The following is a 19,920-nucleotide window of genomic DNA, read 5'->3' on the forward strand; positions in this document are numbered from 1 at the left end:
GGTGGTTGTGGACTGACCCCTGTTTGTTAGACAGTGAGTTTGTAGTGTTGTTGCCGGTAGTTTACCGGACTTGTGTGTAGTTTGCTTACGATTCGTTCTTCGTTCCACCATGTGATGTATTGGCTGATTAGTTCCTCCAGGCTTTCATAGTCGTCGTGGGGGTTTGAGTTGAGGTTTAGTTCGGTTTTCAGGCGGGCGAAGAATGCTTCGGCGGGGGAATTGTCCAAGCAGTTGCCTTTACGAGACATTGACTGGCAAGCGCCTAGGGATTCAATCAGCTCGCGGTAGTCGTATGAGAAGTATTGCCCGCCTTGGTCGGTGTGGATCACTGTCCCGGTCAAGTCTGCTTTGTAGGCATACTGTTTGATCATGTTGGTAACTAGTTGTGTGGTGGCGCTTTTGCCTAGCTGCCAGGCCACGATCTCGTTGTTGTACAGGTCTAGCAAGGGCGAGAAGTAGTACCAGGAGCCCGCCCAGGAAATCTGGGTGATATCAGTAACCAGGCATTTACCGGGCTTGTCGGCATGGAACCGACGTTGGAGACGATTAGGGATTTTGGCTTGAGTGCCAGCAAACGAACGGTAGTGCTTACGACGCGGACAGGCCCCCTTCAGTCCGGCCATCCTCATCAGTCTGGCGACCTTCTTGTGGTTGAACACCTGGGGTGGGTAGTTGCCAAAGCCCTGAGCGATCAACGCGGTGATGCGCCGACACCCATAGCGGCCTTGGGCGTAGTCAAAGGCTGCCTTGACTACCTCTAGGTCCGGGTTGGGCTGGTTCGAGCGTTTCCGGGCCCAGTAGTAGGTCGAGCGAGCAAGCCCCACGATCGCGCACAGTCTTGATACCGGGTGTATGGCTTTGAGGGTAGTGACCAAGAGGATCAAGAGCTCTTGCCACGTATCAACCTCATCCCTCAAAGCACAAGATTTTTCCAGCAGCTCCACGTGTAGCGCGTCCAAAGCCTGGCGTTTTTCTTCGTTGGGGGCTTGAGCCTTGGCTGTTTCGATGTGGTGGCGCATTTCTTGCAGCCATTTACCCCAATGCTCGAATCGATATCCTGCTTTCTGGGCGCGGTTAATGCGCTCGTATGCGGCTTTAGCGCTTGTTTCAGGGTCGACCATTTTTCTGTCCTCTAGCCAGCGTCCGAAAATGATCGGGTAAGAACCGGCCGGTAGTCCGTACTCGCGAGTGAGTTTGCCCGCGTTTTCACCAGCAAGCCATCTCATCCCGATCTCGGTCTTTAATTCTACCGGCCAGAAACGCGGCACGCGTTCTTGACGGGCTAGGTCAAAACCATCACGATCAGCTTCCCGACAAATCCGGCGTGCTGTCTCATACGACACGCCCGCACGCGCAGCACACTGACTAACCCGCAAGCCCTGCTCATACAAATCCAGCACCATCAACCGACGCTGAAAACGCTCCTCTATCGACACAATCCCTCCCAAGACCAGGACTGTCCAACAACAAGGGTTCGGTCCAGTTGTGCATGCTCAAACCTATTCGTTGAGCATGCACAAAGCAAGGGTTGCGCATGCTCAACGACGCGTGTTACAACAGGACTCCGGGACACTTTGAGCATGCTCAACGGTGGGTGTTCGTGGTGGCCCGGGCTGCCGCAAGGAGGTGAACGATGCTCGGTCCACGGCAGGGCTACGGGTGTTCGCGCCCACCTGGAAGGTGTACCGCCGCGCGCACTCGCGTCGCGGCCCACCGAACAGGAGACCGGAGCATGGCATCGAACCAGGAGGCCCGGGCGGCGCGGGAGGCGAAGCTCGACGAGTTGCACGAGAGGCTGACCGGCGCGGTCGCGTCGCTGGTGTCGGGCGAGGATTGGCGGCGTGCGATGGCGTTCGCTGCTCGGTTCCGTACCCGGTCGTTCAACAACACTCTGTTGATCTGGGTGCAGCACGAGGCTGCGTTCGGGGCGGGCAGGGTACCGGAGCCGTTCCCGACCCTGGTGGCGGGGTATCGGCAGTGGCAGAGCCTGGGGCGGCAGGTGAAGCGGGGCCAGGCCGGGTACATGATCTTCGCGCCGGTCACGGGCCGGTTCGCGACGGCGACGCCTGCGGATGCTGGTTCGTGGCGTTGGTTGGGGCCGCGGGAGCGGCCGAAGGCCGGCGAGGTGGTGCGTTCGCGAATGGTCGGCTCGCGTCCGGCATACGTGTGGGATGTGTCCCAGACCGAGGGTGGGCCGCTGCCGTCGCCGCCCGCGCCGAGGCTGTTGGAGGGGGAAGCGCCGGCTGGCTTGTGGGAGGGCTTGGCCGGGCAGGTTCGTGCGGCGGGGTTCAGGGTGGAGTCGGTGGCGGCCGCGGCCGCGTTGGGTGGGGCGAACGGGATGACCGACTACAGCACCCACACGGTGTTGGTGCGTGCCGACATGGACCCTGCTGCCCGGGTGAAGACGTTGGCGCACGAGTTGGGGCATGTGTTGATGCACGATCCCAGCGACGGGGAGGCTCGGCAGCACCGCGGTATCGGCGAGGTCGAGGCCGAGAGCGTGGCGTTGATGATTGGCGCCGCCCATGGCATGGACACCGCGGGATACACGATCCCGTACGTGTCGACGTGGGCGGCGAGCGTGGACGGGCAGCAGCCGGTCGAGGTCGTCCGCGCCACGGGTGAGCGGGTTCGCAAGACCGCGCTGGCGATTCTGGATCAGCTCGACACCGTGCAGGTGGGGGACGGCTCCCCGACACCGCTTGATCGCGGCGCCCCAGCTCCGCCGGAGGCTACGCCGGCCGCGACGGCGCGGCCTGTGTCGGTGGAGCCGGATCGCCACCCGGCAGCGTCGGTGTTGGTGGGGCGGGGTCTGTGATGAGCGGGTCGCCGGGATTCGCGAGCGCGCTACGAAGGGCCGCCGCTGCGCCGAGTCTGGCAGCTGCGGCCCGGGGGCTCGCGCTCGACGGTATCCCGGTGTTCCCCTGAGAGGCGGGTGGAAAGCGTCCGATCACTGGTCACGGCTTCCACGACGCGACCACCGATGCCAGGCAAGTCGCTGCTTGGTGGGAGCGCACGCCGCGGGCGAACGTGGGGGCCCCGACCGGTGCCGTCTCCGGGATGGTCGTGGCCGATATCGATGTGCGAGGTGCCGTAGACGGGCGGATCGAGTTCGGTCGTGCCGAGCGTGTGGGGCTGGTCGGCGGGTGGACGCTGCTGGTGCGCACACCGACGGGTGGAATGCACGCCTACTATCCAGCCACTTCTGGTGTGGAACAACGGTCGTGGCAGGCCGCCGCCGCGGGGGTCGATTTCCGCGGGGACGGCGGGTACATCATCGTCCCTCCCTCAAGACGGACCATCGATGGGGTCACCAAGCGGTACGAGGTGGTCGCCGCCCGCACCAGGCACGACGGTTTGGACGCTGCTCGGCTGCGGGAGTTCCTCGATCCACGCCCCGAACCCGCCCCGGTTCGCGCCGGCAGCAGGCTACGCGACGCCGATGTGGCCCGGCTGGCGGCGTGGGTCGCTGGGCGGGGAGAAGGCGAACGGAACCGGAGCTTGTTCTGGGCGGCCTGCCGGTTCGCGGAGAACGGCCGGCCCACGTCGGAAGCGCTCGACGTCCTGACCGCCGCCGCCAGCCAGGCGGGACTCAGCGAACGAGAGATCACCAGCACGGTGCGCTCCGCTTACCGACTCGTGCCACCCGGACCGCACGCGCCGACGACATGGGGCGAGCGGCCGGTCGGCTCACTCGCCGCTTGCCCACGGGGGCGGGGATTGTGATGCGTGGCCGGGACGGGTGTAGCTGGGCGGTGGTCACGGCTGCGGCCGGGACGGTGTTCATCGCGGCGGGCGCGTTCTGGTTGTCGTTCACGTCGCTGGCTGATCTGGCCGCGAGGTCCGGGATCGGGTCCGGTCAGGCGTGGGCGTGGCCGCTGATCGTGGATGGGATCATCGTCGTCGCCACCGTCGCGGTCGTGGCGCTGGCGGGGCAGCGTTCGGCGTGGTACCCGTGGGCACTACTGGTCGGTGGGGCGCTGGTTTCGGTCACCGCGAACGCCATCCATGCCGTGGTCGCGGCGGACGCCGATGTGCCAAGGCTGCTCGCGGCTTCGGTCGCGGCGGTGCCGCCGGTCGTCCTGCTTGCCATCACCCACCTGACCGTGATCCTCACCCGCACCATCGACACCAGCCCCAACCACTGGCAGGTGGGCTCGCTGTTGCCCAACAATGCGCCGACCAGCCCGGTGCTACCGCCGGGCGGTCCGCAACACAGCACTCGCCGAGACGAAGTGGCGTCTGTTGCAGGTCGGCGTGCTCGGGGATGGGCGTTGCGGGAGGCGGGCTGGTCGAACAAGCGGATCGCCCGCGAACTGGGCGTGCATCCCTCGACGGTGGGCCGCTGGTTCACCACGGCGCACCTTCCCGATACCAACCCATCCGCCGATGCCCGGGAGGAGCCGAACCAATGACCACCACCCCCGCCCCACAGCACCCCGACCCGGGCCCGCCCGATCCGGGCCGGCCCGATCCGGAGCGAGTGGCGCCCAACGAGCCGGATAGGCACCGCGAGCCCGTCGAAGCGGCGAGCACTCCGGATGCCGTGCGCGCCATCCGGGCCACCCGCAGCGACAAGCAGAACGGGATCGTGCCCGGTCGGGGCGTGGAATGGGTGCGCCCGACCGATCTGATCGCCCGGCAGTCGGCGCATGTCGCGGGACGCGGTCTCGACTTCCAGATCGAGCTGGCCCGCCGGACCCGGGCCCCGGTCGATGCCGGTGTGCGTCGCCTGGGGGATCGTGCCCGACGGTTGCCGCCGCTGTCGGCATTCGGTCGCAGCGCGTCGAGGTCGCAGTTGTCGCGGTCCGGGCTCTCGATGAGTTGAGCGTGGGGAACCGGTCATGACCGCGACGGCATCGGCGAGCAGGACGCGTCCGTGGGAGCGGACGCGCACCTGTCTGTCAGGAGGTGCCGACATCATGACCGCGACCACCGGCAACAAGCCCGAGGACTTCACCACGAGCGAGGGCCTGCGCGCTCTGCTGGACCGGCTCCATGACGGTGGCGAGGACGCCTGGGTTCACGACCCGGTGGCCCGCGATCTGATGGAGTTCGCCGCTGACAAGTACCGGGCCCTGGCCCGCAAACACAAGCTCGATACCTGGGAGGCGGTCACGGCAGCGTTCGACGCGATGCAGTACCGCTCCACCCGGGAAGCCAACGACCCGTGGGCGATCATCACCCACGCGGTGCGGATCACCTGCGTCTACGAGGAACGAGCCCAGGGCCTGCTGTGCTCGGTGCACCAGGCCCGCCGCGCGCACGTGTCGGCGTTCCACGACCCTGAACGATTCTCCGACCGCGATACCGCCCTGGCCGATTACCACCCCGCGTTCCACACCACCGACACCCTGCCCAGCTTCGTCGACCCAGAGCCGCCCGAGCGTCCCGGATCTTCGCAGGCGTGCACTTCGGCCGGGTCGGCGGCCGAGGACGCCATCGACATGCTGTGTCTGCTCGGCTGGCCCACCGACACCGCCCGCGCGGCGGTCGAACACGTGTGCGGGGCGTTGATGAAGGCGGGCACCCGCCAGTCCGCCTACGAGTCCCTGCGTCGGGACCGGCATGCCCGAGCCCTGCTCGACCTGCCGCGCAAGTCCTGGAACGCGCTGCTGAAGGCGCTGCTGGGGAACCCGCATCCGGCGTACGCGGTCACCAGCACGGGGCGCGGTGTCCTGCTGCGGCTGCTGCTCGGCGAGACCCTGGACCTGCTGCTACGAGACGACGACCTGATCCTCGCACTCGCTCTCGCCGCCCCGCACAGCCGAGGTGGTGAATGAACCGTGACCCAGCCGCAGATCGGGAGCATTCAGCTCGACCGCGCCGTCGATTCCCTGATCGTCGGCAAACGACACCGCGCCGACCTGGGCGATATCGACGCGCTGGCCGCGTCCATCGACCGTGACGGTTTCCTCCAACCGCTGACCATCACCATCGACGGGGTCCTCGTTTGCGGGGCGCGACGTCTCGCTGCGATCAAACAGCTCGGCTGGCGCACCGTGAACGTGTGGGTACGAAGCGGCCTGTCCGACAGGCTCGGGCAGCTCCTCGCCGAGCAGGACGACAACATGCTCCACAAGCCCTACACCCAACTCGAAGCCGCGACGCTCTATCGGGAACTGAAGCAGCTCATGACCGAGGACGCCGCCCGCCGCCGAGCAGCCACCCAGTTCAGCGCCGACAACCAGCCCGGGCGTGACGGTCCCGCAAAATTTGCGGGACCGTCACCGGCGCTCGGGGACACCCGCGAGCAAGCCGCCGCCATGATCCCCGGCGGTGCCTCACACACCACGCCGGAAAAGATCAACTATCTACAACAGCTCGCAGACGACCCGGCCCAACCCGAGCCCCTACGTGCCCAAGCCACGGCCGGACTGGACAGGATCCAGGCCGGTGAGCCGGTGCATCCGATCTACCAGGCGATCCGCGACGCCGACACCGGGGCGCGTGAGCGCCGAGAAGCCGAGTTGCATGCCCGCGCCGAAGCGGCCCTAGCCCGAGCGAAAACGGTGAAGAAAGGAAAACGCCCCGTCACAGTGCCGCGCACCATCACGGGCGACGATCGGCATCCGGTGCGCTACCCGCTCCGGGCGTTCACCCAAACCTGGAGCGAGCTGACCAACTGGTGGACCCACTACGACACCGAGACTCTCGCACACGAACTGACCGACGAACAGTTCGACAGCTTCCTCGCCACGGCCCAGGGCACCATCCGTTTCGCCGACGAACTCCAGGCCGCCCGCCACAACCCAACCGAACGGCCGCACCTCCGCGCCCTCTGACCCGGGGTGTGTACCTGCTCGTCATGAGCCAAGCATCCACTGACTCCCGGAACCGTCGCCGACTCGGCGCCCTGATCGCCGCCGGTGTCGTCCTGCTCCTGCTTGCCGGTGCCGGCATCTACGGACTCCTCACCGGCCCCCACGCGACAACGAGCACCGACCGCCCAAAGCCCACACCGGTCACCACGCCACCACCGACCGCGCCATCGAAGACACCAGCGCCGCCTCAGGTGCCGAGCGTGCCGCGTTCAAGCGATCCGGTGACGTTCGCCCAGAAGGTCGCCGCGACCCTGTTCGCTTGGGACACCGCGTCGGGGCTGTGGCTGCTGGACTACACCTCGGCGATTCTCGCGGTCGGCGACCCCACAGGCACGGAGCAAGCCGGACTCGCCTCCGACGTGGCCGCATACCTCCCGAACCGAGACGCCTGGATCGAGCTACGCCAGTATGTGACCCGCCAGCACCTCACCATCGACACCGCGTACATCCCCCAATCCTGGGAGACCGCGTTGCAGCAGGCGCAACCGGGACAGCTCACTCCAGGCACAGTCGCGATCACGATTGAGGGCACCCGCCACCGCACCGGCCTGTGGCACGGGCAGTCGGTCACCTCCCAACACCACGTGACGTTCACCGTGTTCGTGGTCTGCGGCCCCACCTATCCGACCTGCCACCTGCTCCGGTTGTCGCAACTCGACAACCCGCTGCGATGAGAAGAGTCCGGCCGTGTTCCGCAAACTCGCCATCGCAACCCTCGTCCTGCTGTTCTTCGCCCCCGCAACGGCCCTACTCGGCATCGGCGCGTTGATGAACCCCGCCGCCGCCCGCTGCGCCACCCACGACACCCCCGTGCACCTCGGCCCCGTTCCGGACTCGCTCACCGTGACCACCGCCAACGGCGAGAGGTTCACCCTCAACCATCGCCAGCTCACCCACGCCGCCACGATCATCGCCACCGGCAACGGCCTCGACGACGTGGGACGACCCGGCATCAAGATCGCGCTCATGGCGGCGCTCACCGAGTCCACCCTGCGGATGCTCGCCAACACCGACGCCTACCCCGAATCCGGGAACTATCCCAACGACGGCAACGGCTCCGACCACGACAGCCTCGGCCTGTTCCAGATGCGCCCCCAAACCGGGTGGGGCACGGTCGCCGACCTGATGGACCCCACCTACCAAGCCCGCGCGTTCTTCGGCGGTCCTACCGGACCCAACCATCCCTCACCCCGTGTACTGCTTGACATCCCCGGCTGGCAGGAGATGGACCCCGGAGAGGCAGCCCAGGCCGTTGAGGTGTCCGCCCACCCCGACCGCTACCGCAACTACGCACCCGCTGCCGACACCATCCTCACCGCACTCACCCGCCCCGGAGCCATGCCCGCAGCAGGTGGCCCGGCATCCACGGCCCCGGAGGTAGTGTTCCCCCTCCCCGAGAACACGTGGGTGTTGACCTCGCCGTTCGGGACACGCGTCCACCCGATCACCGGCCGACCCACCCAGCACACCGGAACCGACTACGCCGCCCCCGACGGCACCCCGATCCTCGCAGCCGCTGATGGCGTCGTCACCATCGCCGGCTCTTCCGGGGGCTACGGCAACCTCATCGTCATCGAACACACCATCGACGGCCAAACAGTCGCCACCGCCTACGCCCACATGTGGCAAAGCGGAATCCACGTCCAAACCGGGGACCGCGTGACCGCAGGCCAACACATCGGCGATGTCGGTTCCTCCGGCATGAGCACCGGACCACACCTCCACTTCGAAGTCCGCCCCGGAGGCACCAGCGGCGAACCCATCGACTCAGCCGCCTGGCTCACCCAACACGCGGCCACACAACTACCCGCCGCCACCAGCAGACCACCCGATGCCTGCAACCCCACCGGCACCCCGACCCCACCTAGCCGCTTCGACGGGGACCCCGACCGGCTCGTCGACGACCCCACCAGCAGCGGCCAGATCACCGCCCGACTACTCCACCTCTACCAGCAAACCCTCACCGCGTTCCCCGACACCAAGTGGGCCTGCTACTCACCCCGCCCCGGCACGAAATCCGAGCACCCCCTCGGCCGCGCCTGCGACCTCACCTTCGGCAACCAGATCGGCCACTACCCCAACCCGGAACAACTCGAAACCGGCTGGCAAGTCACCAACTGGATGAAAGACAACGCCGGCCTGCTCGGCGTCCAATACCTCATCTGGCAAGGCAAAATCTGGTCCGTCGCCCGTGACGCCGAAGGCTGGCGACCCTACAACGGCGGCGGAATGCACGACCCCAACGATGTGACCGGCGGCCACTACGACCACCTCCACGTCACCGTCAAAGCAGGCGCATGATGAACATCTACCCCGACTTCGACAGCCTCAGCGGCATCGGAGACCTCCGCGCCGTCGCCGGGGCACTCCTCACCCTCGTCCTTATCGTCGCCGTCCTCATGCTGATCATCTCCGCCATCGCATGGGTCACAGCCACAGCCCACGGCAACTACACCACCGCCAGCAAGAGCCGAACCGGAATCCTCGTCGCCCTCGGCGCGGCGATCCTCGCCGGCGCAGGAGTCGCCTGGCTCAACTGGCTCATCAACCTCGGCCAACAACTATGACCCCTGGGTGCCGTGATCGCCTCTCCCGCTGGTCATGGACGGGTCAGTCGACGACGGCCGCCACCGCTTCGATCTCGACTAGTTGGTCGTCATAGCCCAGGACGGTGACGCCCATGAGGGTGCTCGGCACGTCGTGGTCACCGAAGGCGTCACGCACGACCTCCCACGCGGTGACCAGGTCGGCCTGACGCGCTGATGCGACGAGCACGCGGGTGCTGATGACGTCGTGGAGGGTGGCGCCCGCCGCGGCCAACGCACGGGTCATGGTCTTGATGCAGGCCGCTGCCTGCCCGGCGTAGTCACCAACAGCAACCGTCGTGCCGTCGTCGGCCAACGGGCAGGACCCTGCGAGGAAGACCAACCGGGCGTCCTTCGGGGCTGTGGCCGCATACGCGTACTCGGCCACATCGGACAGGTCGGAAGCCCGGATCAACTGCACAGAACTCGCCATGTCGCCATTCTCCAGGAGTCCCGCGAACGGGGTGGTGGGCGCACCTGTGGCGTGTACCCCGTCCACGAGTCCGTGGCCGGGTCGCCTCTCGTCAAGGAGTCCTACCGTGTTCGATCTGCTCGTCAACACCTTGCCCGTGGCACCGCTGCTGGTGCCGATGGACATCAACATCGACCCGAACACCAGCGGGCTGCCGGGGATCAACCAGCTGCGCACCATCGTCGGCGCGGTGATGACCATCGGTCTGATCCTGAGCGTGCTCACGCTGATCGTGTCCGCGATCGTGTGGGGATTCGGAGCGAACTCTTCCAACCCGCATCTGGCCAGCCGGGGAAAGATCGGCGTGCTCGTCTCGTGCGGGGCAGCGGTGATCTGCGGCGCGAGCGTGACGCTGACCAACTTCTTCTGGAACGTCGGCCAGCAGGTCTGACCTGCCCTGGGAAGAGGGGAGTCCGAGATGGGCGTGTGCGATGTTCCGGTGATCTCGTCGGTGTGCGATGCCGTCGGTGAAGGGGCCGCGTCATTGGTCGCGGCCCCATTCGACTGGCTCGCACAGGCGATGGGCGGAGCCGCCGGGTGGCTGTTCGAGGCGGTCTGGTCGGTGTTCGACACCACCACGATGGTCGACGTCACCAAACCCGGCTACCTGGCCGTGTACAACCTGCTGTTCGGCATCGCGGTGTTCGTGATGCTGATCTTCTTCTGTCTTCAGCTCATCACCGGGCTGGTCCGGCGCGACCCGACCGCGCTGACCCGCGCTGCTGTCGGGCTGGCGAAGTCGGTGCTGGGATCGTTCGTGGTCATCACGCTGACGGCGTTGATGTTGGAGGTCGTCGATCAACTGTGCTTGGGGGTCGTGCAGGCCACCGGGGAGACCACCGAATCGATGGGCGACAAGATCGCACTCCTCGCTGCGGGTCTGGCCGGCATCAACATCGCCGCGCCCGGCGTCGGGGCGATCATCACCATCTTCCTGGCCGGGCTCGCGATCACCGCGGCCGCGATCGTGTGGCTGTCTCTCCTGGTCAGGAAGGCGCTGCTGCTGGTGGCGGTCGTGTTCGCGCCGCTGGCGTTCAGCGGGGCCTCGTGGGACGCCACCCGGGGATGGATCGGGAAGTGGGCCATGTTCGTCATCGCTCTGATCTGCTCGAAACTCGTTCTCGTCGTCATGTTCCTGGTGGCGGTCACCCAGGTCTCGGCACCCATCGACGTCGACCTGGCCTCGATCAGTGAGCCCATCGCAGGCGTCGTGCTGATGGCGATGGCTGCGTTCGCGCCCTACCTCACCTACAAGTTCATAGCGTTCGTCGGGTTCGACATATACCACGCCATCGGTTCCGAGCAAGACGCCAAGAACGCTCTGAACCGCCCGATCCCGGTCCCCAGCAAGACCGCCGGCGGGGAACCGAAGAAGGTACTCGACGGAACCAGCGACAGAGGAACCACCGGCGGCCGCCCAGCCAAGGGCAGCAAGACGCCTCCACCGCCGAAGACCACACCGGCCGCGACCGGGACCACCCCGAGCAGCGGCGGCACAACCGGAGGAAGCTCAGCCGGGACCGGCGGAGGCGGGGTCGCAGCCGGCGGAGGCAGCGCTGCGGCAGCCGGTCCCGTGGCTGCGGGCGTGACCATCGGCGCTGCCGTCGTCAAAGGGGCGGCGACCGCCGGCCCGAAAGCCGGAACGGCGCTGGCTGGCCAGGCCGAGCAAACGGCGGATGCGGCCGGGCAGACACCATCCGCTCCCGCAGCACCACCCGCGCAGGCATCGCCGTCGACCTCGCCGCCACGAACGCCAAGCAACGACCCGTCACCACCACCGCCATCGCAGCCGTCGAAGCAGGCCCCACCGCCCGCGCCCCAGCCACCGAAAGAGCAGTAGCCGATGAGCAACACCAACCACGACCGGCCCACCGCCGCGGGCGAACTGGTACCGGTGAAATTCTCCCGGCTCACCCGCCGTGGCGTCCTGCTCGGCCTGTCGCTCATCCAACTCGTCACCCTGGCCGTCGGCGGTGCCACTCTGATCGGGGCGTTCTACGCCGGCGGCGGGATACTCCTGGCCTACACCGCACCAGTCTGGGTACTCGCCGCGCTGACCTGGATACCCGTGGCGGGCCGACCGATCGTGGAATGGCTACCCATCGCCTTCTGGTGGGCCTGGCGCACCACGGGCGGGCAACTGCTGTACCGACGCAGGATCGTCGTCCCACGCCCCGCCGGCACGCTCGCACTCCCCGGAGACATGGCCAGGCTACGCGAGTACACCGACCCCGACACCGGAGCCGGGATGATCCACGACCCCCACCAAGCAACCCTGACCGTGGTGTGCGAAGTCACACATCCCGCATTCGTGCTCCTCGACCCCGGCGAACAAGAACGTCGCGTCACCTCGTGGGGCAGAGTCCTCGCCACCGTATGCCGCTCCGGACGAATCGCAACCCTCCAAGTCCTCGAACGCACCCTCCCAGACTCCGGCACCGGCCTGGCCGAATGGTGGGCAGCCCACGGCACCCCCGACCAGACGTGGGCCGCAAACACCTACGCCGAACTCATCGACCGCGCCGGACCCGCTGGCGAACGACACGCCACCACACTGTCACTCAGCCTCGACATGAAAACGGCAGCCCGGCAGATCAGAACCGCCGGAGGAGGAATACGAGGCGCCGCCGCAGTCCTCCGCCAAGAAATGAACACCCTCCTCGCGGCCCTCCACTCAGCCGACCTGTCACCGTCGGGCTGGCTCACACCAGGCCAGATCGCGGTCATGCTGCGCTCCGCCTACGACCCAGCCATCGCCGCCACCCTGGAACGCCACGGCCAACTCGGCCAACAACTCGCCACCGCCGGACCAGTCGCCGTCACCGAAACCTGGAACCGACTACGCACCGACAGCGCACACCACGCCGTGCTCTGGATCTCAGAATGGCCACGCTCCCTCGTCTACCCAGGCTTCCTCTCACCCGTCCTCCTATCCACCGGCATCCAACGATCCTTCTCCCTCATCTGCACCCCAATGCGCTCCGACCAAGCCGCCCGCGACATCCGCAAGAAGAAGGTCGAACACATCTCCGACCAAGCCCAACGCGCCAAGATTGGACAGATCGAAGACGCCTCCCAAACCGCCGAATACCACGACGTCCTCCAACAAGAAGCCGACCTCACCGCCGGCCACGGCATCCTCCGCTACACCGGCCTCATCGCCATCTCCGCGCCAACCATCGACGAACTCGACGCCCACGTCGCCGCCATCGAACAAGCAGCCATCCAAGCCTCCTGCGAAACCCGCCTCCTCGTCGGCCAGCAAGCCGCAGCGTTCACTGCGGCCGCACTCCCGCTGTGTCGGCGGGTCTAAAGGAAAGGGCGTGGGAGCTACTCAGTCGCGTTCTTGGGGTAGCTGGCGGAACTCTTCCTGGGCAGGGCGATTGACTCTCGCAAGCACGCTTGCCAACTCGGCCAGCGTCTCTTCGCTGAGCATTGAAGGATCAGTGACCATCCTGGACATCAACTCCCGCACCTCACTGGGCGGCAGTTCTGCGATCTTCGATTCGACCTCGGCGACGTTCTCCACATCAAGGATGTCCGCGCTCCGAACCATCCTCATCTGCTCCTCACTGAACGCGCGCGCGGCCATGGCTGCGAGATATCGCACTTGGGCTTCAGCGCTGGACATCTTCGGGCGAGGTACGGCTACTGCGATCTCAGCTGAGGATTGATGGGAGTCAACGGGGAGGCGGTCAGATTCGAGGGAAGCGCGCTCTGCCTTCAGTGAGCGTTTCGGACGCAACTTGGGCAACCGGTCACGTTGTTTGCCCACGAATGGACGAACTGACTCCGTCCACCACTTCTTGACGTGGGGCTTGGCCCGCTCGATTCCCTTGGCCATGAACGCGATGAGCACCTCGCTGATGAGATCAGCCAGCTCTTGTTGTTCTGGGGTCAGGCGCCTTTCCTCAGCCGGGACGTAAACGTGCTCTGTGACGTACTCCGTGACATAAGCGGGATCGGAGTCAACCTCATCGGCAGGGACGAACCGTGCGCTTCCCTTCAAGCATCCGTCGGCATCGAACAGGTTCTGATGGAGCCCGCCCTCTTTCTTGCGTCCGGGGGTCAAGTCGTCATCGTCCCACTCGTAGTAGCCCGGAATGCGTCTCACGGGCCTCATCGTAGCGGGCAGTCGGACGGGCCGACCGATGCAGATCGCTCAGGCGTACCTCTCGGAGAGACCGTGTTCAAGGAGGTTCATGATGGCTACGTTCTTCGATTCGACTGCCGATGCGGCTGAGGCCTCGGAGGCGTTGCGGGGGTTGGCGCACGCGAGTCGGGGGTTCGATGAGCCGGCGCAGATGTATGGGGTGATCGGGGAGTTGTCGGCGGCGATGCGGTCGTTGCGGCAGGTGCTTGATCAACTGGCCGATGTTCATGAGCGTGAGACCGGGCGTGCGTTCGACGATGCCGGGGACCGCGAGGCAAGGGTGCGGGACGCGCTCGCTGCGGCGGCGGGGCTTCATCAGGCGGCGAACCTGGTCGACCGGGCCTACGACCGGCTCGCGGAGGGTTTCGTTGCGGCTGGCCGGATCGCGTGGCACGGCGATCCGGCGGTGGAGGAGAGCGTGTCGCGGTGGGTCAGTGTGGTGTTCCTCCAGGGGGATGAGGCCGATCAGGCGTTGCGCATCCTTGACGAGGCGGGTCCTGCCGATGCGGTGGACTACCTGACCCAGTGGGATTACGGCGACGAGACCACACTGGCTTCGTTGACGTACGGATACGTCTACGATCAGCCTGGCGAGGGCACCAACGATCAGGTGATGACGTGCGGCGATTACGCGCTGGTCGTCAACACCGGCATCGGTTACGTTTCGCTGCTGCGCCGCTACCTCGAACCCGACATTGAGGCTGGGCAGAGCGGCCCGGTCGTACCGTCGGCGACACGGTCTGGCGTGTCCGTGCCGGAGGGGTCGTGGTTCCAGCCGACCCGGAGCACGGGGGTCGGGCCGAGTCGGGGGTTGGAGCTGTGACCCAGGATCGGGAGCAGTTCCATACCGCTGTTTTGGTGGCGCCGTCGCAGGAACGCAGGCGGCTGCGGAGGCAGCGTCGTCGTGCGGAGGCCCGGTTGCACGCCGAGCAGCGGAAGGCCGCGCTCGCGGCCGCGAAGGCCAAGGCGGAGCAGGAGCGGGCGGAGCGGCGCGCCACGGTCTATCTACCGCGGGCGGGGGAGTCGGGTGCTGCCCGGCTGCGGACGCCGGGCCGGTTCCGGTTGCCCAGGCATCAGGACACGTCTGCCACGTTGGCGGGCGCGTACCCGTTCGTCGCCGAGGGTGGGCTGGGTGCGGATGGGGTATTCGTGGGCCAGGACCTGTATTCGGGAGGGTCGTTCGTGTACGACACCGTGGGTGTTGTACGCGCGTGGGGTCATCACCGCGCCGAATGTGGTGCTGGCTGGGATCGTTGGGTCCGGGAAGTCGGCCCTGGCGAAGTCCTTGTACACGCGGTCGTTGCCGTTCGGGCGGCGCGTGTACGTGCCCGGTGATCCGAAAGGCGAACACACCGCGGTCGCCAACACTGTCGGCGGCCGGGCCATCGTCCTCGGCCACGGCCTCAACACCCGCCTGAACCCGCTTGATGAGGGCCACCGCCCAGCTGGCCTGTCGGACGCGCAGTGGGCTTCGACGGTTGCCGCGCGACGGCGGGACCTGATCGGCGCTCTGGCGGAGACGGTGCTGGCGCGCGGATTGTCGCCGTTGGAGCACACCGCGATCGACCTGGCTCTGACCGCCACGGTCTCGGAGAACGCGGTGCCGATCCTGCCGATGGTCGTCGATCACATCCTCAACCCCGGCCATGACGATGGCAGGCTCGCAGACGACGGGCGGCTCGTCGGCCACGCGCTACGCCGTCTGGTGGCTGGTGACCTGGCTGGATTGTTCGACGGCCCGTCCACCGTCAGGTTCGACCCGAGCCTGCCGATGATCTCCCTGGACCTGTCCCGAGTCACGGAGAACTCGACGCTGATCAGTGTGTTGATGACCTGCTCGTCGGCGTGGATGGAATCCGCACTGCTGGACCCGGATGGTGGACAGCGGTGGGTGATCTACGACGAAGCGTGGCGACTCATGTCGCACCCGGCGTTGCTGCGCCGGATGGACGCGCACTGGCGGCTGGCCAGGCACTACGGGATCGCGAACATGCTGATCTTCCACAAACTCACCGACCTCGACAATGTGGGCGACCAGGGTTCGGCGATGCGGTCCTTGGCGAACAGCTTGTTGACGAACGCGGAGACCCGGATCGTGTACCGGCAGGAGTCCGACCAACTCGGGCCCACCGCCACCGCGCTCGGCCTGACCGGCACCGAACAACAACTGCTGCCGAACCTGGGCGTGGGGCAAGGCCTGTGGCGGATCAAGGCCAGGAGCTTCGTCACCCAACACCAACTGCACCCCGCCGAACTCGCCCTGTTCGACACCAGCAGCCGAGCAGCCGGAGACTACCGATGAACCCCCTCCGACCACGCCGACCCCACCCGACCGGAGAACCCGACGCCCCGGTCGAACTCCCGCACGTGCTGGTCAGGGCCGCTCCCGACGGGACACTCACCGCCACCGTCGACGGAACCCCATTCCCAGCCGCAGCGGAGAGCGGAACGTGGACGCGAGCCACGTTCGGGCAGCTCATGGATGCCATCACCCAAGACCGCACGCTCACGGTCCGTGTAGAGGTACGCGAGAGCGACGGGATCGTCTTCACCGACATCATCCACGCCCGCAAACCCCCTCGTACCGCAGTGCCACCCGACAAACCAACTCATCGGGCACGCCGACAGCGCCACACCCGCCGACCGCGTTCAGTGGACGCGACCGCCAACGGTTTCATCCCCGGAGAGGAAGTCGCCGTCGCCCTGATCATCGCCCACACCAACGCCACCGAAACCGGTCAAGCCCATGCCGGCATCGACGCCGACCCCATCCCTGCCACTGGGCAGGAAGCGATCCTGTTGGGCCGGGTGTCAGGAACCCTTGCGGTACGGAGACTGGCATGAACCAGCGGCAAACCGGCAGCGTGGGCGACGAACTCACCAATGCCGCCCTGATCGGACTGATCGGCCTGGTCGGGATCGCGCTCGTCCTACGAGCCGCCGCCAGTGTCACCGCCTACCTCACCGGGCTACCCCAGCCGGACGCCGGACCGGCGGCAGGTCTGGCCGTGCTGTTCAACCCCACCGACCCCGCCACGGCACTCGGTGTAGCCGGCCTCAACCCGGCCGCCTACTGGCTCGTCAGCGCCGGCATCCTCGCAGCCCTCACCACCGTCGCGGTCCGGCTGTGGATCGCGTGGCGGCGCCACATCCACAAAGCCGAGACCGACCCGCACCACCTCGCCGGTATCGCGACCCGCCACGACGTGCAGACAACCGCGTCGACGAAAGCCCTACTCCGCCGGGCCGGAACACTACGCCCCTCCCTGGACTCCCCGACGGCTGAGGACGTCGGCTACCTCCTCGGCACCAGCCACGGCACGAAGGTCTGGGCATCGGTCGAAGACTCGATCCTGCTCATCGGCCCGCCCCGCTCCGGCAAAGGCCTTCACATCGTCATCAACGCGATCCTCGACGCGCCCGGCGCCGTCGTCACCACCAGCACCAGACCCGACAACCTCACCGCCACACTCCACGCCCGACAGCGCCGCGGCGGACCGGTCGCCGTGTTCGACCCGCAGCACCTCGCCGAAGGCATCCCCGCCGGGCTGCGATGGTCACCGGTACGCGGCTGCCACGACCCGCTCACCGCGATGATCCGCGCCAACGGCCTCGCTGCCGCCACCGGACTCTCCGCCGGTGGCGTCGAATCCGGCGGTTTCTGGGAAGGCAAGACCCGCACCGCCCTCCAAAGCCTGCTCCACGCCGCCGCCTTGGACAGCCGACCACCAGCAGAACTATTCCGCTGGACCCTCGATCCGGCCGCCGCGTCCGAAACAGTCGCGATCCTCAACTCCCACGCCAACGCCGCCATCGGCTGGGACGACTCACTCGCAGCGATGATCGACGCCGACCCCAAAACCCGGGACAGCATCTGGCAAGGAGTCGCACCCGCCCTCGCCGCCCTGGCCGACCCCCGAGTCCTCCACGCCGTCACCCCCGAACCCCACGAGCAGTTCGACCCCGAGACCTTCCTCACCGACCACGGAACCCTCTACCTCCTCGCCACCGGCGCAGGCGCCGGAGCATCCGCTGCCCTGGTCGCCGCATTCGTCGAAGACCTCATCGAAACCGCCCGCAGGCTTGCCGCCCGCTCACCCGGAGCACGGCTCGACCCACCCCTGCTGCTCGCCCTCGACGAGATCGGGAACCTCGCACCCCTCCCATCGTTACCCGTGCTGATGGCAGAAGGCGGCGGCACCGGGGTCACGACCATGCCCGTCCTGCAATCCCTCGCCCAAGCCCGAGACCGGTGGAGCGAGCACCAAGCCAGCGCGATCTGGGACGCCAGCATCGTCAAGATCATCCTCGGCGGCATCTCCAACAGCCGAGACCTTCAAGACCTCGCCACCCTCATCGGCGAACGCGACGAATACACCGACAGCATCACCCTCGGTAACCACGGCACCCGCTCCAACCAGCGCTCCATCCGCCGCGTCCCCATCCTCCCGCCAGACCGCATCCGCACCCTGCCCTTCGGCACCGGCATCACCCTGCTCCGCTCCACACCCCCCATCGTCACCGACCTCCGCGCCTGGCCCACCCGCCCCGACGCCCAACAACTCCGCACCGACCGCGACACCCTCGAAGCACTCCTACGCCAACGTCCGCCTCTCAACCATCTCTCCTGACGACGACGCCCGGGAGGCTCGGGCGCACCTGCCAGGTACAGCGGCCACACAGCTGACCGCCCAAGACCAGGAGGACGCCACCATGGCCATTCACACCCACCAGTCCATATCGGGTTTCGTTGCCTCAGAGCCCCAACTCAGTTACACCGAGCGCGGCGACGCACGCCTGTACCTGAAGATCGGGATCGAGCACTACCGCAAGGAACCCGACAACACCTTCACTCAGTTGGAGACGACCTTCCACGACCTCGTCGCCTATCGGGGTGCTGCCGAGCAGGGAGCGGAGCGGTTGGCCAAAGGCGACAACATCATCGCGGACGGCCGGGTGCGTGACTATTCCTACGAACGTAACGGCCAGCGCTTCGAGGGTGAGGAGTTCATCGCGAGCAGGATCGGCCATGACCTTGCCCGTACTCGCTACGAGGTAGATCGCAGTGGGCGCTCAGCATCCGGGCGCGACTCCGCAGCGTTCGCCGCGCCTCAGCAGCCCACGCCGTCCAACGCGACCGCTATCGGCATGTGAGCGATCATGACCGATCAGTTTCTCCCGACCGATGACGACATCCCGCCCGAGGTGGGGCCGGCGTCAGCCCGACTCGACATTCCCGAGCCGCCGCACCCGATCAACTGGAATCTGCTCACCGCGAACGATCTCGAAGCCGAACTGCTCGAACTCAACCGCTGGGTCGATTGGCTGCGCCACACCTACGGACTTCCGGCGAGCGTGATCCCGCCGTGCTGGCACCGCCACCCCGAACTGCTCTGGGAACTGTCCGCGCTGCACCTTCACTGGCTGTGCGCCTACGACCCCGACCAGAACGGCTCGGCACCGCTGGGCTGGCATCGCGACTTCGCCGACGCCCGAGCCCGCCTCCGGGACTGGGTGGCGACATCCGGAACCCGTCTGGACCGGGACCGACCCACACGCCAGACGAACTGGCCGGGTGAAGACCCGGCGCCGCCCATTGAGGAGACGCCGATCACCGACCGTGACGAGGACTTCGTCCAGTTCGTCCTGGACGAGGTTGCGGCCCGGCAAGAAGCAGAGGACGCCTTCTTCGCTGCCATCGATCCCGACAGCGGTGAGGTGTGAGTCGTGGTGCGCCGCTACGTTCGCAAGACGGGGCAGCGCCAGCAGAGCGAACGCGTACTGACGATCCGAGCCGAGTTCCACCAGCCGCCCGACCTGGACAAGCTGAGTGAACTGCTGATCCGCCTGGCACTCCAACAATCCGGCGCGGGTCGCTCGCCAGAC

21 protein-coding genes and 1 pseudogene are annotated in these 19,920 nt (G+C 66.9%); 19 read left to right on the plus strand and 3 right to left on the minus strand.

Translation table 11 applies throughout. The annotated features are described in order from the left end of the window. Nucleotides 1-26: 26 nt before the first annotated feature. Nucleotides 27-1,436, minus strand: coding sequence for an IS3 family transposase (locus AC4PWQ_RS05400; RefSeq protein WP_492089450.1), 1,410 nt, complete (start codon nt 1,434-1,436; stop codon nt 27-29). 296 nt (nt 1,437-1,732) lie between these two features. Between AC4PWQ_RS05400 and AC4PWQ_RS05405 the strand changes: the two genes are divergently transcribed. The 10 genes and pseudogenes from AC4PWQ_RS05405 to AC4PWQ_RS05450 all read left to right on the plus strand — a co-directional run bounded on the left by AC4PWQ_RS05405 (nt 1,733) and on the right by AC4PWQ_RS05450 (nt 9,391). Next, a complete protein-coding gene (locus tag AC4PWQ_RS05405; RefSeq protein WP_492090005.1) occupies nt 1,733-2,818 on the plus strand; it encodes an ArdC-like ssDNA-binding domain-containing protein in 1,086 nt (361 codons plus the stop codon). A gap of 125 nt (nt 2,819-2,943) precedes the next feature. After that, nucleotides 2,944-3,330 (plus strand): annotated as a pseudogene (locus AC4PWQ_RS05410) (bifunctional DNA primase/polymerase); the annotation flags it as partial. A 114-nt stretch (nt 3,331-3,444) separates the two neighbouring features. Continuing rightward, a complete protein-coding gene (locus tag AC4PWQ_RS05415; protein ID WP_492090063.1) occupies nt 3,445-3,726 on the plus strand; it encodes a primase alpha helix C-terminal domain-containing protein in 282 nt (93 codons plus the stop codon). Nucleotides 3,727-3,755: 29 nt separating this feature from the next. Next, a complete protein-coding gene (locus AC4PWQ_RS05420; protein ID WP_492090006.1) occupies nt 3,756-4,415 on the plus strand; it encodes a DUF2637 domain-containing protein in 660 nt (219 codons plus the stop codon). Then, nucleotides 4,412-4,828 (plus strand): hypothetical protein, encoded by a 417-nt coding sequence (locus AC4PWQ_RS05425; RefSeq protein WP_492090007.1) that lies wholly within the window; start codon nt 4,412-4,414, stop codon nt 4,826-4,828. Before AC4PWQ_RS05420 ends, AC4PWQ_RS05425 begins: the two co-directional genes overlap by 4 nt. 94 nt (nt 4,829-4,922) lie before the next feature. Continuing rightward, nucleotides 4,923-5,783, plus strand: coding sequence for a hypothetical protein (locus AC4PWQ_RS05430; RefSeq protein WP_492090008.1), 861 nt, complete (start codon nt 4,923-4,925; stop codon nt 5,781-5,783). A 3-nt stretch (nt 5,784-5,786) separates the two neighbouring features. Continuing rightward, nucleotides 5,787-6,785, plus strand: a complete 999-nt coding sequence (locus tag AC4PWQ_RS05435; RefSeq protein WP_492090009.1) for a ParB N-terminal domain-containing protein — start codon at nt 5,787-5,789, stop codon at nt 6,783-6,785. Between the two features lie 23 nt (nt 6,786-6,808). Continuing rightward, nucleotides 6,809-7,498 (plus strand): hypothetical protein, encoded by a 690-nt coding sequence (locus tag AC4PWQ_RS05440; RefSeq protein WP_492090010.1) that lies wholly within the window; start codon nt 6,809-6,811, stop codon nt 7,496-7,498. A 13-nt stretch (nt 7,499-7,511) separates the two neighbouring features. Then, nucleotides 7,512-9,125, plus strand: a complete 1,614-nt coding sequence (locus AC4PWQ_RS05445) for a M23 family metallopeptidase (RefSeq protein WP_492090011.1) — start codon at nt 7,512-7,514, stop codon at nt 9,123-9,125. Next, on the plus strand, nt 9,122-9,391 hold the full coding sequence (locus tag AC4PWQ_RS05450) for a DUF6112 family protein (protein ID WP_492090012.1): 270 nt from the start codon (nt 9,122-9,124) through the stop codon (nt 9,389-9,391). Before AC4PWQ_RS05445 ends, AC4PWQ_RS05450 begins: the two co-directional genes overlap by 4 nt. Before the next feature lie 43 nt (nt 9,392-9,434). Here AC4PWQ_RS05450 and AC4PWQ_RS05455 read toward each other — a convergent pair whose 3' ends face one another. After that, nucleotides 9,435-9,842, minus strand: coding sequence for a RidA family protein (locus AC4PWQ_RS05455; protein WP_492090013.1), 408 nt, complete (start codon nt 9,840-9,842; stop codon nt 9,435-9,437). Between the two features lie 106 nt (nt 9,843-9,948). On the opposite strand from AC4PWQ_RS05455, the gene AC4PWQ_RS05460 reads away from it, so the two are divergent. From AC4PWQ_RS05460 to AC4PWQ_RS05470, 3 genes are read left to right on the plus strand one after another with little or no spacing between them, the layout of a single operon-like run. Continuing rightward, entirely contained in the window at nt 9,949-10,272 is a 324-nt protein-coding gene (locus AC4PWQ_RS05460) for a DUF6112 family protein (protein WP_492090014.1), read from the plus strand. Between the two features lie 27 nt (nt 10,273-10,299). Then, on the plus strand, nt 10,300-11,721 hold the full coding sequence (locus AC4PWQ_RS05465) for a hypothetical protein (protein ID WP_492090015.1): 1,422 nt from the start codon (nt 10,300-10,302) through the stop codon (nt 11,719-11,721). Between the two features lie 3 nt (nt 11,722-11,724). After that, on the plus strand, nt 11,725-13,194 hold the full coding sequence (locus tag AC4PWQ_RS05470; RefSeq protein WP_492090016.1) for a PrgI family protein: 1,470 nt from the start codon (nt 11,725-11,727) through the stop codon (nt 13,192-13,194). Nucleotides 13,195-13,215: 21 nt separating this feature from the next. Here AC4PWQ_RS05470 and AC4PWQ_RS05475 read toward each other — a convergent pair whose 3' ends face one another. After that, a complete protein-coding gene (locus tag AC4PWQ_RS05475) occupies nt 13,216-13,995 on the minus strand; it encodes a hypothetical protein (protein WP_492090017.1) in 780 nt (259 codons plus the stop codon). Nucleotides 13,996-14,083: 88 nt separating this feature from the next. Here AC4PWQ_RS05475 and AC4PWQ_RS05480 point away from each other — a divergent pair, with 88 nt between their 5' ends. The 6 genes from AC4PWQ_RS05480 to AC4PWQ_RS05505 all read left to right on the plus strand — a co-directional run bounded on the left by AC4PWQ_RS05480 (nt 14,084) and on the right by AC4PWQ_RS05505 (nt 19,758). After that, entirely contained in the window at nt 14,084-14,857 is a 774-nt protein-coding gene (locus AC4PWQ_RS05480) for a hypothetical protein (protein WP_492090018.1), read from the plus strand. A 375-nt stretch (nt 14,858-15,232) separates the two neighbouring features. Further along, the gene (locus AC4PWQ_RS05485; RefSeq protein ID WP_492090019.1) at nt 15,233-16,336 is read left to right on the plus strand and encodes a putative type IV secretion/conjugal transfer ATPase; all 1,104 of its coding nucleotides are present in this window, start codon (nt 15,233-15,235) and stop codon (nt 16,334-16,336) included. Further along, on the plus strand, nt 16,333-16,878 hold the full coding sequence (locus tag AC4PWQ_RS05490; protein ID WP_492090020.1) for a hypothetical protein: 546 nt from the start codon (nt 16,333-16,335) through the stop codon (nt 16,876-16,878). Before AC4PWQ_RS05485 ends, AC4PWQ_RS05490 begins: the two co-directional genes overlap by 4 nt. Beyond that, the gene (locus AC4PWQ_RS05495) at nt 16,875-18,665 is read left to right on the plus strand and encodes a type IV secretory system conjugative DNA transfer family protein (protein ID WP_492090021.1); all 1,791 of its coding nucleotides are present in this window, start codon (nt 16,875-16,877) and stop codon (nt 18,663-18,665) included. Before AC4PWQ_RS05490 ends, AC4PWQ_RS05495 begins: the two co-directional genes overlap by 4 nt. An 82-nt stretch (nt 18,666-18,747) precedes the next feature. Further along, the gene (locus AC4PWQ_RS05500; RefSeq protein WP_435942119.1) at nt 18,748-19,188 is read left to right on the plus strand and encodes a single-stranded DNA-binding protein; all 441 of its coding nucleotides are present in this window, start codon (nt 18,748-18,750) and stop codon (nt 19,186-19,188) included. A gap of 6 nt (nt 19,189-19,194) precedes the next feature. Further along, on the plus strand, nt 19,195-19,758 hold the full coding sequence (locus AC4PWQ_RS05505; protein WP_492090022.1) for a hypothetical protein: 564 nt from the start codon (nt 19,195-19,197) through the stop codon (nt 19,756-19,758). Nucleotides 19,759-19,920: the final 162 nt, after the last annotated feature.

Source organism: Buchananella sp. 103232 (assembly GCF_058725725.1).

What these genes read in the sequence shown, in the direction of transcription:
- AC4PWQ_RS05405 (WP_492090005.1), top strand. Translation starts at nt 1,733, where the DNA reads ATGGCATCGAACCAGGAGGCCCGGGCGGCGCGGGAGGCGAAGCTCGAC.
- AC4PWQ_RS05425 (WP_492090007.1), top strand. Translation starts at nt 4,412, where the DNA reads ATGACCACCACCCCCGCCCCACAGCACCCCGACCCGGGCCCGCCCGAT.
- AC4PWQ_RS05430 (WP_492090008.1), top strand. Translation starts at nt 4,923, where the DNA reads ATGACCGCGACCACCGGCAACAAGCCCGAGGACTTCACCACGAGCGAG.
- AC4PWQ_RS05440 (WP_492090010.1), top strand. Translation starts at nt 6,809, where the DNA reads ATGAGCCAAGCATCCACTGACTCCCGGAACCGTCGCCGACTCGGCGCC.
- AC4PWQ_RS05450 (WP_492090012.1), top strand. Translation starts at nt 9,122, where the DNA reads ATGATGAACATCTACCCCGACTTCGACAGCCTCAGCGGCATCGGAGAC.
- AC4PWQ_RS05455 (WP_492090013.1), bottom strand. Translation starts at nt 9,842, where the DNA reads ATGGCGAGTTCTGTGCAGTTGATCCGGGCTTCCGACCTGTCCGATGTG.
- AC4PWQ_RS05465 (WP_492090015.1), top strand. Translation starts at nt 10,300, where the DNA reads ATGGGCGTGTGCGATGTTCCGGTGATCTCGTCGGTGTGCGATGCCGTC.
- AC4PWQ_RS05470 (WP_492090016.1), top strand. Translation starts at nt 11,725, where the DNA reads ATGAGCAACACCAACCACGACCGGCCCACCGCCGCGGGCGAACTGGTA.
- AC4PWQ_RS05480 (WP_492090018.1), top strand. Translation starts at nt 14,084, where the DNA reads ATGATGGCTACGTTCTTCGATTCGACTGCCGATGCGGCTGAGGCCTCG.
- AC4PWQ_RS05490 (WP_492090020.1), top strand. Translation starts at nt 16,333, where the DNA reads ATGAACCCCCTCCGACCACGCCGACCCCACCCGACCGGAGAACCCGAC.
- AC4PWQ_RS05495 (WP_492090021.1), top strand. Translation starts at nt 16,875, where the DNA reads ATGAACCAGCGGCAAACCGGCAGCGTGGGCGACGAACTCACCAATGCC.
- AC4PWQ_RS05500 (WP_435942119.1), top strand. Translation starts at nt 18,748, where the DNA reads ATGGCCATTCACACCCACCAGTCCATATCGGGTTTCGTTGCCTCAGAG.
- AC4PWQ_RS05505 (WP_492090022.1), top strand. Translation starts at nt 19,195, where the DNA reads ATGACCGATCAGTTTCTCCCGACCGATGACGACATCCCGCCCGAGGTG.